The sequence below is a fragment of the Pseudomonas sp. NCCP-436 genome, from assembly GCF_019656335.1.
Taxonomy (GTDB): domain Bacteria; phylum Pseudomonadota; class Gammaproteobacteria; order Pseudomonadales; family Pseudomonadaceae; genus Aquipseudomonas.
Window position 1 is genome coordinate 104,234 of sequence record NZ_BPLZ01000002.1, and the last position, 12,185, is coordinate 116,418.

Consider the following 12,185-nt stretch of genomic DNA (forward strand, 5'->3'; position numbering starts at 1 on the left):
CCTGCAGGCAGTTGCACCATGTGTAGCAAGCATGCCGTGGCAAGCTTTCAGTCAGCTTTCCACGGCAGCAGGTTGGCTTGGTATCAGCCGATGGTCATAAGGCTGGCGTTGCCGCCAGCCGCTGCGGTATTGACCGACAGCGCGTGTTCCACCAACAGGCGCTCCAGCGGGATATCGGTCTCGCTCCGGCCCAGCCCGTGCACGCTGACGATGGCGCCCTGGCGCTGAGCGGCCTGTTCGCACACCGCGCGCAACTGATCCGAGTCGCCATGGTGCAGGATGGCGTCGAGAGTCAGCTCCTCAGCGCTCCAGTCCGCCACCAGCTGGATGCGCTGCTGTACGGCCTGCGGCAGTTCGTCGTGCAGGGCCCGCTGGCTTTCCAGCCAGACGGCGCGGCTGCCGACCGCCAGGGTTGCGGCCAGTTGGGCCAGCAGATCGCTGCGCTCGTCGGCCAGGTTAAGCACATGCTCGCGTGGTAGCAGGGTGTAGCTGTTGCGCTCACCGGTCGGGCCGGTCAGTTGGCGACTGCTGTAGCTCAGCGACAGCGCGCAGTAGCGGGAGAACAGCTCGGCGATGGCAGTTTCGTGCTGGCCGGCCCACTCGGCAAAGGCGCTGCGCGCCTGCTCCAGTTCGGTCGGCACCGGCACGGCTTCTTTCTCATCGTCCTGCAGTTGGCGTGCTACGGCGTCCTGTGGGCGGGTCGAAAGCAGCCGGTAGAGGTACAACGGGCCGCCGGCCTTGGGGCCGGTGCCGGACAGACCCTCGCCACCGAACGGTTGCACGCCGACCACAGCACCGACAATGTTGCGGTTGACGTAGAGATTGCCGACGCGGGCCGAGTCGACCACCTGAGCGATGGTTTCGTCGATGCGGGTATGCACGCCGAGGGTTAGGCCGTAACCGCTGGCGTTGATCTGCTCCAGCAGTTGGTCAAGATCGGCGCGGGCGTAGCGCACCACGTGCAGCACCGGGCCGAAAATCTCGCGCTTGAGTTCGTCGAAGCTGTCCAGTTCGATCAGGGTCGGCAGCACGAAGGTGCCGCGCTTGATGCATTCGCCGTCGGCGCGCGCCAGTTGATACACCTTGCACCCCTCGTCGCGCATCTGCTGGATGTGTTTTTCGATGCCGGCCTTGGCTTCGGCGTCGATTACAGGACCTATGTCGGTGTTCAGGCGCTCCGGATTGCCCACGGCGTACTCGGCCATGGCGCCTTTGAGCATGGTCAGTACGCGCTCGGCGACGTCTTCCTGCACGCACAGCACGCGCAGGGCCGAACAGCGCTGGCCGGCGCTGTCGAAGGCGGAGGCGATTACATCCTGCACCACCTGCTCGGTTAGCGCCGAGGAGTCGACAATCATGGCATTCAGGCCGCCGGTCTCGGCAATCAGCGGGATGGCGCGGCCCTGAGCGTCGAGACGTCCGGCGATATTGCGCTGGAGGATTCCTGCCACTTCGGTGGAGCCGGTGAACATTACGCCGCGTACCCGCTCGTCACCCACCAGACGCGCACCGACGGTTTCGCCACGGCCCGGCAGCAGTTGTACGGCGCCGCTCGGCACGCCGGCTTCCAGCAGGATGCGCGCGGCCTGGGCGGCGACCAGCGGGGTCTGTTCGGCCGGCTTGGCCAGCACGGTGTTGCCGGCAGCCAGGGCTGCAGCCACCTGACCGGTGAAGATCGCCAGCGGGAAGTTCCATGGGCTGATGCACACCACCGGGCCCAGTGGGCGGTGGCTGTCGTTGCCAAAACCTCGCGCCTGGGCCGCGTAGTAGCGGAGGAAGTCCACTGCCTCGCGCACTTCGGCAATGGCGTTGGCGAAGGTCTTGCCGGATTCGCGTACCAGCAGGCCCATCAGTTGCTGCAGTTCGGCTTCCATCAGATCGGCGGCGCGCTCCAGTACGGTGGCGCGTTCGGTCGGCAGGGTCGATTGCCAGATCGGGCCGCTGGCCAGCGCGCAGTTCAGTGCGCAGTCTACGTCCTCGAGACTGGCCTCACGCACATGGCCGACCAAGTCGCGGTGGTCGGCCGGGTTGCGTACCGGCAGCGGCTCTCCGGCGCGGTTGCCAGGCTCGCCGAGCATGGGCTCGGCCAGGTAGCTCTGGTGTGCGCTCGACAGCAGGGCCGAGGACAGCGAGCCGAGACGGTGTTCGTTGGCCAGGTCGAGGCCGGCGGAGTTGACCCGGGCCTTGCCGTACAGATCCCGCGGCAGCGGGATGCGCGGATGCGGCAGGCCGATGGTACCTTCCTGGGCGGCCATCTGCTCGACCTGTTGTACCGGGTCGAGTACCAGCTCCTTGAGAGAGATGCTGTGGTCGGCGATGCGGTTGACGAAGCTGGTGTTGGCGCCGTTTTCCAGCAGACGACGCACCAGGTAGGCCAGCAGCGTCTCGTGGCTGCCCACTGGTGCATAGATGCGGCACGGGCGGTTCAGCTTGCCGTCGGCAATCTTGCCCACTACCTGTTCGTAGAGCGGTTCGCCCATGCCATGCAGGCACTGGAACTCGTATTGGCCCGGGTAGTAATTCTGTCCGGCCAGGTGATAGATGGCCGACAGCGAGTGGGCGTTATGGGTGGCGAACTGCGGGTAGATGGCTTCCGGCGCGGCCAGCAGCTTGCGCGCACAGGCGATGTAGGAGACATCGGTGTACGGCTTGCGGGTGTACACCGGGTAGCCTTCCAGGCCATTGACTTGGGCCAGCTTGATCTCGCTGTCCCAGTAGGCGCCCTTGACCAGGCGGATCATCAGGCGGTGGCGGCTGCGCTTGGCCAGGTCGATGATGTAGTCGATCACGTACGGGCAGCGCTTCTGGTAGGCCTGGATGACGAAACCGATGCCGTTCCAGCCGGCCAGGCTCGGCTCGAAGCACAGGCGCTCGAGCAGATCCAGCGACAGCTCTAGGCGATCTGCTTCCTCGGCGTCGATGTTGATGCCGATGTCGTACTGGCGTGCAAGCTGGGTCAGGCTCAGCAGGGTCGGGTACAGCTCGTCCATCACCCGCTCATACTGGGCGCGGCTGTAGCGCGGGTGCAGGGCCGAAAGCTTGATGGAGATGCCCGGGCCTTCATAGATGCCGCGGCCGTGCGAGGCCTTTCCGATGGCGTGGATGGCCTGCTCGTAGGAAGCCAGGTAGCGACGGGCGTCCTCCTCGGTCAGTGCCGCTTCGCCAAGCATGTCGTAAGAATAGCGGAAGCCTTTGGCCTCAAGGGTGGTGGCATTGGCCAGTGCTTCGCCGATGGTTTCGCCGGTGACGAACTGCTCGCCCATCAGGCGCATGGCCATGTCCACGCCCTTGCGGATCACCGGCTCACCGCTCTTGGCGATGATGCGGTTGAGCGCCGAGGTCATGCCGCTTTCGGTGTGGGTGGAAACCAGTTTGCCAGTGATCAGCAGGCCCCAGCTGGCGGCATTGACGAACATCGATGGGCTCTGACCGAGGTGCTGGCTCCAGTTGCCGTTGGCGATCTTGTCGCGGATCAGTGCGTCACGGGTGGCCTTGTCCGGAATGCGCAGCAGAGCCTCGGCCAGACACATCAGGGCGACGCCTTCCTGTGATGACAGCGAGAACTCCTGCAGTAGCCCCTGTACCAGCCCTTGGCGGCCACCGGTGCTCTTCTGGTTGCGCAGCTTCTCGGCAATGTCCAGGGCCATCTTTTGGGTAGCATCGGCCAGCTCCTGCGGCAGGCGTGCCTGCTCCAGCAGCATCGGTACGGCTTCGCTCTCCGGACGGCGATAGGCGGCGGTGATGGCCGAGCGCAGTACCGACTGCGGCAAGATGCTTTCGGCGAAGTCGAGGAAAACCTGAACACCCTCCTCGTTCAGCGCCTCCAGCGGTTCCTCGCCGGCTGCAGCGGCCAGGCCGGAACGCTCGGCCGGTGTCAGTCCGCCTTCGATTTGTTCCAGGTAATTGAAAATAGCCTGCTTGATCAGCCAGTGAGGGGTGCGGTCGATCGACTGTGCAGCCTTCTTCAGGCGTTCGCGGGTGGCATCGTCGAGTTTTACGCCAAGCGTCGTGGTGGCCATGGTGAGTCCTATTGTTCAGGTAATGCACGGCAAAAAACGTTGCGAGATTAAACCTGCAAGCGCATGGGTGCAACTAGGTGCAACCTTTTTGTGATTGGCTTCGGCGAGTGTAGCAATCCGTTTGACTGCTTGATCTGTATGGGGCGTGCTGCATTCTGAATGATCTACTGAGCGGTCATGCACGCAATGAGGATCAAGCTCTGAGGCAGTCTCGCAAAGTGAGGTGCAACCGTGGTTGCAATAGAGCGGGCGCTACGACTTCACTCTTCGCTCGCTGTGAGGATAGCCCCTGGCGATCGAATGTGCCGATTATGTCTGGAGGTGGGCGGCTGCCGCATTGCGCAACCGCGAGAAGAGGAGTTACAGGACGTCGAAAACCAGTTGGGCTGCAACGCTGTACATCATGATGGCCACGCCCAGATCGATCAGGCGCCAGGTCAGCGGGCGGGCAAGCCAGGGCGCTAACCAGGCAGCGCCAAGGGCGAGTGTGCCGAACCAGAGCAGCGAGGCACTGGCAGCGCCGGCAGCATAGGCTCCGGGCTCGGTCTGCTGGGCGCCGAGTGAGCCGATCAACAGCACGGTGTCGAGGTAGACGTGCGGGTTGAGTAGGGTCACAGCCAGGGTGGCGAGTAGCACCGCACGCAGTGAACGGGGTTTGCTCTGCGCTGCCTGCAGCGACTGTGGACGAAGCGCGCGCAGCAGTGCCTGGCTGCCGTAGACGATGAGGAAGGCGGCGCCGCCCCAGCGGGCGATGGCCAGCAGCACGGAACTTTGTGCCAGCAGGGTGGCCAGGCCGAAGACCCCGGCGGCCACCAGTACTGCATCGCAGAAAATGCACAGGGCGGCCACCGGCAGGTGATGCTCGCGGCGCAGGCTCTGGGCCAGAACAAAGGCGTTCTGAGCCCCGATGGCCATGATAAGGCCGATGGCAACCAGCAGACCGTTGCTATAGCTCTGCCACATCAGTGCTTCTCCCTGGCGCTGGACGCCCGGCAAGGCATATGGACTCGGTGGTTTCGACTGGGCATGGCGGACTCCTGTGGAAAGAGGCGGATACTGGTCAGTCTGCGGGTTGTCGCTGTATAAGAGAAACCAATATTGCTGATCATCCATTAGGAGAATCGATTGTTTGATTACAAGCTGCTGGCTGCCCTGGCAGCAGTGGTGGAGCAGGCCGGTTTCGAGCGAGCGGCGCAGGCACTGGGGCTGTCGCAATCGGCGGTGTCGCAGCGAATCAAGCTGCTCGAGGCGCGGGTCGGTCAGCCGGTGCTGGTACGCGGCACGCCGCCGACGCCTACCGAGACCGGCCGGCGTCTGCTCAACCATGTGCAGCAGGTGCGGCTGCTCGAGCGCGATTTGCAGGGGCAGGTGCCAGGGCTGGACGAACAGGCGCTGCCGGAGCGCCTGCGCATTGCTATCAACGCCGACAGCCTGGCTACCTGGTGGGCCGGGGCGACGGCTGAGTTCTGCGCCAGCCGGCAGGTACTGATGGATCTGGTGGTGGAGGATCAGGAAGTCGGCCTCCGGCGCATGCGCGCCGGCGAGGTGGCCGGCTGCGTCTGTGCCGCCGAACGGCCGGTGGCCGGCGCTCGCAGTCTGCGGCTGGGGGCGATGCGCTACCGGGCGGTGGCCAGTCCGGCGTTCATCGCCCGGCACTTTCATCAGGGGGTGGATGCCGACTCACTGGCACACGCACCCTGTATCGTGTTCGGCCCGGACGACCGCCTGCAGCACCGCTATCTGGCCGAGCTAGGTCTGGATGGGCGTTTCTCCCATCACCTGTGCCCGTCTTCGGAGGGGTTCGTGCGGCTGGCCGAGGCTGGCCTTGGCTGGGGGCTGGTGCCCGAGCTACAGGTGGCGCAGGCGCTGCAGCGCGGCCAACTGCGCGAGCTGATCGCCGGACGGGTGATCGACGTGCCGTTGTACTGGCATCACTGGCGTCATGGTGGCGAGTTGCTGGCCGGCCTGACTGCTCACCTTAACCGTGCAGCTGGTCGTGCTCTGGTGCAGTAAGGCGAATGGGTTGCCCGGGTCGTTGCAATGGCCGGCAGGGCCAGAGCGCCAGGAGCAGACAACTGCTAGTTTTCGCGGGCAGGGTTCAGGGGCGAGCAACAATGCTTGAGGCGTGGATGCAGGCGGGCACCCTGAGCGTTTTCACGAATCACCCTCGATAGCCCGGTGATGACGGCGGACAGGAGGTTGATGATGCGGATACTGGTCACCGGGGCAAGCGGTTTCATCGGTGGGCGTTTTGCCCGCTTCGCTCTTGCACAGGGCCTGCAAGTCCGGGTCAATGGTCGCCGTGCCGAAGGCGTGGAGCACCTGATCGGACGTGGCGCCGAGTTCGTTCAGGGGGACTTGGGCGATGTCCGGCTGGCTCGGGAGCTGTGCCGCGGAGTCGATGCCGTGGTGCATTGCGCCGGGGCCGTGGGTGTCTGGGGCGACTATGCGCACTTTTACCGGGGCAATGTGACGCTTACCGAAAACGTCATCGAAGGCTGCCTGCAACAGAGTGTCCGGCGCCTGGTGCATCTGTCCTCGCCGTCGGTCTACTTCGACGGTCGCGCCCATGTGAACCTGCGCGAGGAGCAATTGCCGCGGCGCTTTTCCGATCATTACGGACGCACCAAGTACCTGGCCGAGCAGCGCGTGTTCGCAGCCCAGGCGTCCGGTCTGGAGGTCATTGCCCTGCGTCCGCGTTTCGTCACAGGTGCTGGCGACACCAGCATCTTTCCACGGCTGATCGAGATGCAACGCAAAGGGCGTTTGGCAATCATCGGCAATGGCCTGAACCGGGTCGATTTTACCAGCATTCACAACCTCAACCAGGCACTGCTGGGTGCCCTGCAGGCCGGCGATGAGGCGCTGGGAAAGGTCTACAACATCAGTAACGGTAACCCGGTGCCGCTGTGGGATGTGGTCAATTACGTGCTGCGTCGGCTGCAACTGCCTCGGGTCACTCGGCATGTGCCTTTTCCCCTGGCTTATGCCGTGGCGGCGCTCAATGAAGGTGTTTGCCGGTTGTTGCCGTGGCGGCCGGAGCCGAGCTTGTTCCGTCTGGGGGTAGCGGTGATGGCACGCGATTTCTCGCTGAACATCGACCGAGCCAGGCAGTTGCTCGGTTACCAGCCCAATGTCAGCCTGTGGGATGCACTGGATGAGTTTTGCCTCTGGTGGCAGGCCCAGGCTGGCGCTCAGGCGTAGATGCGCTGGCCGCGGTAGATGCGTATGACCGTGGTTGGCTGGGCGGACGGCGGTTCCTCCGTCGGCTGCGCTTGCGTGTCGGGGCGTGGTGACAGATTTGACAGCTCGGCCAGGCGCAGGCCGAGGCGGCGGGTTTCCTCGTCGAGGCACTGTTGGCTGCCTGCGAACAGGCAAATGATGGCGTCAGGCTGGTTCAGGTGAATCTCCAGATCCAGCTCTTGGCGTAAGCGACGACGCAGTGCTTTCATACAGTCCAGCACTTCTCTGGTCAGTTCCATTGCCATCTCCCCCTTATGGATTGACGCGACGGGTTGCCCTGGCACTCCGCTGAGTGCGCGGCGTCCCCGCTTGCAAGCATGAAAGCAAAGTGTGTACCAGTTCGCACTCGGCGGAACTGCGGGGCTTCAGTCGGGTCGATGGGGCTGTCACGCCCTTTGTCGGTGCGTGGCGCACCTTGCTGGCGCGGTACTGATCGGGGGAGTGGCGAATCGGTATACTGCCAGCCCCGTTTCGTTCATTCGATGCAACCATAGGCCTGAACATGCGCAATGACGCCCACGACGAGCTCGACCACCTGCCCAGCCTGACGCCTGAGCGCCGCGAGGAACTCGCCGAGCCGCACAACCTGCGTGCTGCTCCCGGAAAGGTTGCAACATCCGGCAGCAGCACCGGGCCGCTGTGGGCCCTGGTTGGGGCGCTGAGCATTGCACTTGGCGGGCTTGGCTGGTGGAGTTTGCAGCAGATTGGTCTGATGGAGCAGCGCCTGGTTGCGACCCAGGAGAGCTTCGCGCGGATCAGCGAGGAGGCGGCCGGGCGTATCCAGGATATTTCCGGCAAGGTGGTGGCCACCGAGTCGAGTGTCACCAGCGGCACTGAGGCCCTCAAGCTTGCGGTCGATAAGCTGGACGCGCGTCTGAGCGATTTGGTGCGTCAGCAACAGCAGGATGCAAACACTCAGGCGGCGCTGGACAAGCGGCTGGAGCAACTGGCGGGTGAGCTAAAGTCTGGTCAGGGCGCCAGTGCGGAGCTGGAAAGGCGCCTGCAGCTGCTGATTGGCGAGCAGGCCGAGTTGAAGAAGTTACCAGAGGCAATCAAGGCGTTGCGCGATGAGATCAAGACCAGCCGTGAGGCGCTGGCTCAGACCGACAGCCGCCTGAAGTCGCTTGGCGGCGATGTCGAAGCGATGAAGAAGCTGGGTGATCCGAGCCAGGCCATTCGTAGCCTTGAGCAGGATCTGCTGGTGCTGCGCAGCGAGATAGAAAACCGTCCGCAGCCAAGCGCCGGTCCCAATACTGCAGAATTCGACGCCTTCCGGGCACAGATGACGCGTAACATCAATACCTTGCAGAGTCAGGTGATGAACCTGCAGCAGCAACTCGACGCGCGCTGAAGCCCTCTGCCCGAGCCGGCAGATACGTGTGCGTTGATCGTTGTCACCGGGCGTTTCGATCTTCGCTGTGCGGGTGTCTGCCTGCTGGGAGTAGACTGGGCTGGCGACAGCCACTTCCCGGCCACAGACATGAATTACCTGGCTCATCTTCATCTCGGCGGCGATACGCCGGCGCAACTGCTCGGCAGTCTTTATGGCGACTTCGTCAAGGGGCAGCTGGCTGGCTGCTGGTCCGCTGAGGTCGAGGCGGCTATCCGTCTGCACCGGAGTATCGATGCCTTTACCGACAGTCATCCCTTGCAGATCCGGGCGCGGGCTCGCTTCCCGCAGTCGCGGCGGCGCGTGGCCGGCATGTTGCTAGATCTGTTCTTCGATCATTGCCTGGCGCGGGATTGGGGATGCTACGCCGAGCAGCCTCTGGAACAGTTCACCAGCCGGGTCTATCAGGTGCTGATCGCTGAGCCGCGGCTGCCAGGGCGACTGGCGCTGATGGCGCCACGTATGGCCGCGCAGGACTGGCTCGGCAGCTACCGCGATTTTGAAGTGTTGGAACAGGTGATCGCCGGAATGCAGCGGCGTTTGTCCCGGCCTCAGTTGCTCGATGGCAGCCTGGGCGAGCTGGAGCGCCTGTATGAGCCGCTCAGTGCCGACTTCCGCGCCTTCTATCCGGAGCTGATGGACTTTGCCCATCGCCAGCGCGGGTGCGTATGGAGTGCTTCATCAGTCTGAGCCGGCTCGGCCCGCAGGGCGAAAGCCCGTTGCCGGTAACGGCTCGTGTGTGCCCGATGCCTGTCAGGTAGTCGCTGCGGCAGAGCCTGTTTGTCTCCAGGAAGTCGGGAAGGTGGATGCTGCGCCTGTTGCGGAGTCGTTTGCTAGCAGGCATGGTCGATATGTCGAGTGGGCCGATTTCTTATGGGAATTTCTTTTTCGATCCGTGCTATCGGGCTTTGCCCGGGTACTGGACAGTCGAATTTCTGAACCCTGCCCAGCCTGTTTGTCCGGAGCCTGATCTGCATCAAGGACCAGTAACTGTGGTCGAGGCTCAATGGAATCAGCAATGAATCCCAGTGGAGGAGTAGAGAATGATCAAGATCATGGTGGCCACGGATCTTTCCGAACGATCTGCCCATGCGGTGCAGCGTGCCGTGCAGCTGATCCGTCGTCAGGGTGGTGGTGAGTGGTGCCTGATGCATGCGGTGTCTGGTGACTCCTCGCCCGAGGACATTGCCGGCACTGTGCGCCAGGCTGAAAGTCTGCTGCAGGATCAGGCCGAGCAACTTGGCGAGCAGGCCGGGAGTCGGCCATCGGTTATCGTCGCCAGCGGCGAGCCGCATCGTGTAGTGGTCGAAAACGCTCAGGGTTTCGGCGCCGATCTATTGGTGGTTGGCAATCATGGCAAGGGCTCACTGAGCGACTATTTCGTCGGCACTACACTTGAGCGAATGGTGCGCAGCAGCCTGTTGCCAGTACTGCGCGTCGTCGGTCCGGTGACCACGGAATACCGTCATACCCTGCTGGCGCTGGAACCGTCGGTGGTATCTCTGCAGGCTGTGCGCCGTGCTCGTGAACTGGGTTTGCTCGATCCGCGGCATTGCGACGCGGTCAGCGCTCTGGAGCTGATTACCTCCGGCGTGATGCTGGAGGCCGGTCTGAGCGCCGAGGTGCTGGAAGTGCAGAGCCGTGAGCGCCATCAGCAACTGCTAAAGCTCCTGGATGATGAGGAGGTGGCCCTCGACAGCGAGCGTGTACAGGTACATATGGGCTCGCCCGAGGCGGTGATCGAAGAGGGGCTCAGAAATACCGGGGCCGATCTGCTGGTGCTCGGCACGCATGCACGCGAAGGCGTCTCGCGGCTGGTGCTGGGCAGTGTCGCCAGCCGTCTATTGGCCACGCAGAGTGTCGATGCGCTGATCGTGCCGCCTGTGCGCTGAATCCCTGTCAGCCAGTGCGGACGGTTTCGTGCAGCGGCGTCTGCTCTTCCAGACGCAGTGCCGCGGCGATGGCGGCCTGGCTGCGGCGGGCAAGCTCCTTACGTTGGCGCGCCTGGGTGGGGATTGGGTCCAGCAGGTGGATCCGCGCCTCGCAGGATGGGCTGGCAAGCAGGCGCAGCAGGTGCGAGAGCATGTTGTCGTCACCGATAAAGGGAGTGACCGGGCACGGTCGGCCGTCACGTACATAGCGGATAGCCACTGGCTGTACCGCTACGCCACTGCTGATGGCGCTACCCAGCAGGCGGCCATGGAAAGGACGCAGGCTCAGGCCGTCGCTGGTGGTGCCTTCAGGAAAAATCAGCAGCGGCCGGCCATGGCGCAGATGACCGGTCAGTTGGTCGCCGACTCGGTTGCTGTCTCCAGCGCCGCGCTGAATGAACAGCGTGCCACCTTGTTGTGCCAGCCAGCCGGCCAGCGGCCAGCTGCGCACTTCCGCTTTGGAAAGAAAGGAGATCGGCTGCAGCGCCCCCAGCAGTGGGATGTCTGTCCAGGATACGTGGTTGGCAACCCACAGCATGGGTTGTTCCGGCAGCCTGCCTTCGATGCTTACGCGAAACGGTAGTGCCCGCCGCAGACAGGTGAGAAACCAGCGACTCAGACGCTGGCGCAGGGCCGGCTGGTCGCGTCGCAGCAGGCGTTCGCCAAGGCTGACCAGTGCGGCCAGTAGAGTGCCAAGGGCAAGCACTAGCGCCAGATAAAGCAGGCGCAGGGACAGGCGCAGGGAGGACATCGCAAGCTCCATGTGGAAACCGCAGACTGTCTACCGAGGTGTAGCAATCAATGCAAGGGGAGCAGGCGTTATCCTCGGCACAGGCAGGTTCAGACGGCTGCCTTGAAATGGCGGGCATAGCGTGGGCACAGTTCGTCGCGCTTGAGCAGGATGAACACGTCGGCCACCTGGAACTCGCGATCCCAGCAGGGTTCGCCGCAAATTCGTGCTCCCAGGCGCATGTAGGCCTTGAGTAGAGGCGGAATTTCGGCGATGAGGTTGCCAGGCAGCTCCAGCGCCGGCAGCGGGTGTCTGGGTTCGGCCCGCAAGTGTTCGGTGCACAGGTGGCGTTCGCGCAAGCGCTGCATCACTGCGTGGGCCTGCAGGCCGCCGTCGCGCATGGGGATGCTGGCGCAGCCCATCAGGTAGCGATAGTCGCCTTCGTTCAGCACTTCGGCCAGTTCGCTCCACAGCACTGCGATGGTGGCACCGTTGCGATAGGCTGGCGCCACGCAGGTGCGACCGATCTCCAGTAGTGGCCCTTCAAGACTGGCCAGACCATGCAAAGCAAACTCCTGCTCGCTGTAGAAATGCCCGAGGTCGGCGGCGGCCCGGCGGTCGAGCAGGCGAGTGGTGGCTACCAGTTCGCCGCTCTGCAGGTCGCGTACGCCGAGATGCAGGCAATGGGGATCGAATTCGTCCATGTCCAGACCTTGTTCGATGCCCGTTATCTGGGCGCCGAACTCATGGCTGAATACCTGATAGCGCAGTGCCTGTGCCTGTCGCAGGGCAAGAGGCCCCTGCAGACGTTCGGCCTGAAAACGGCGAGGGGGTTGGGTCATGCCGGTTCCTCCATATACCGGCCGAAAGGC

10 protein-coding genes are annotated in these 12,185 nt (G+C 63.7%); 5 read left to right on the forward strand and 5 right to left on the reverse strand.

Features of this window, described 5'->3' with window-relative positions:
• Positions 1-83: 83 nt before the first annotated feature.
• Together putA and NCCP436_RS02580 are read right to left on the reverse strand one after the other, a co-directional pair.
• On the reverse strand, positions 84-4,019 hold the full coding sequence (gene putA, locus NCCP436_RS02575; RefSeq protein ID WP_220802227.1) for a trifunctional transcriptional regulator/proline dehydrogenase/L-glutamate gamma-semialdehyde dehydrogenase: 3,936 nt from the start codon (positions 4,017-4,019) through the stop codon (positions 84-86).
• A 360-nt stretch (positions 4,020-4,379) separates the two neighbouring features.
• The gene (locus NCCP436_RS02580) at positions 4,380-4,982 is read right to left on the reverse strand and encodes a LysE/ArgO family amino acid transporter (protein WP_220802228.1); all 603 of its coding nucleotides are present in this window, start codon (positions 4,980-4,982) and stop codon (positions 4,380-4,382) included.
• 162 nt (positions 4,983-5,144) lie between these two features.
• Here NCCP436_RS02580 and NCCP436_RS02585 point away from each other — a divergent pair, with 162 nt between their 5' ends.
• A complete protein-coding gene (locus tag NCCP436_RS02585; RefSeq protein WP_220802229.1) occupies positions 5,145-6,032 on the forward strand; it encodes a LysR family transcriptional regulator ArgP in 888 nt (295 codons plus the stop codon).
• A gap of 192 nt (positions 6,033-6,224) precedes the next feature.
• On the forward strand, positions 6,225-7,223 hold the full coding sequence (locus tag NCCP436_RS02590; RefSeq protein ID WP_220802498.1) for an NAD(P)-dependent oxidoreductase: 999 nt from the start codon (positions 6,225-6,227) through the stop codon (positions 7,221-7,223).
• Here NCCP436_RS02590 and NCCP436_RS02595 read toward each other — a convergent pair.
• Entirely contained in the window at positions 7,214-7,501 is a 288-nt protein-coding gene (locus NCCP436_RS02595; protein ID WP_220802230.1) for a hypothetical protein, read from the reverse strand. The two genes, NCCP436_RS02590 and NCCP436_RS02595, sit on opposite strands and share 10 nt — an antisense overlap.
• 263 nt (positions 7,502-7,764) lie before the next feature.
• Here NCCP436_RS02595 and NCCP436_RS02600 point away from each other — a divergent pair, with 263 nt between their 5' ends.
• The 3 genes from NCCP436_RS02600 to NCCP436_RS02610 all read left to right on the forward strand — a co-directional run bounded on the left by NCCP436_RS02600 (position 7,765) and on the right by NCCP436_RS02610 (position 10,544).
• Positions 7,765-8,613: an ATPase gene (locus tag NCCP436_RS02600; protein WP_220802231.1), complete on the forward strand. Its 849-nt coding sequence runs from the start codon at positions 7,765-7,767 to the stop codon at positions 8,611-8,613.
• 129 nt (positions 8,614-8,742) lie between these two features.
• The gene (locus NCCP436_RS02605) at positions 8,743-9,342 is read left to right on the forward strand and encodes an ACP phosphodiesterase (RefSeq protein ID WP_220802499.1); all 600 of its coding nucleotides are present in this window, start codon (positions 8,743-8,745) and stop codon (positions 9,340-9,342) included.
• A gap of 353 nt (positions 9,343-9,695) precedes the next feature.
• Positions 9,696-10,544 carry a universal stress protein gene (locus NCCP436_RS02610; protein WP_220802232.1) on the forward strand — a complete coding sequence of 283 codons (849 nt, stop codon included), beginning with the start codon at positions 9,696-9,698 and terminating at the stop codon, positions 10,542-10,544.
• A 7-nt stretch (positions 10,545-10,551) separates the two neighbouring features.
• Here NCCP436_RS02610 and NCCP436_RS02615 read toward each other — a convergent pair whose 3' ends face one another.
• Both NCCP436_RS02615 and olsB read right to left on the reverse strand, forming a co-directional pair.
• Positions 10,552-11,334, reverse strand: coding sequence for a 1-acyl-sn-glycerol-3-phosphate acyltransferase (locus NCCP436_RS02615; protein WP_220802233.1), 783 nt, complete (start codon positions 11,332-11,334; stop codon positions 10,552-10,554).
• 89 nt (positions 11,335-11,423) lie between these two features.
• Positions 11,424-12,155 (reverse strand): L-ornithine N(alpha)-acyltransferase, encoded by a 732-nt coding sequence (gene olsB, locus NCCP436_RS02620; RefSeq protein WP_220802234.1) that lies wholly within the window; start codon positions 12,153-12,155, stop codon positions 11,424-11,426.
• Positions 12,156-12,185 lie beyond the last annotated feature (30 nt).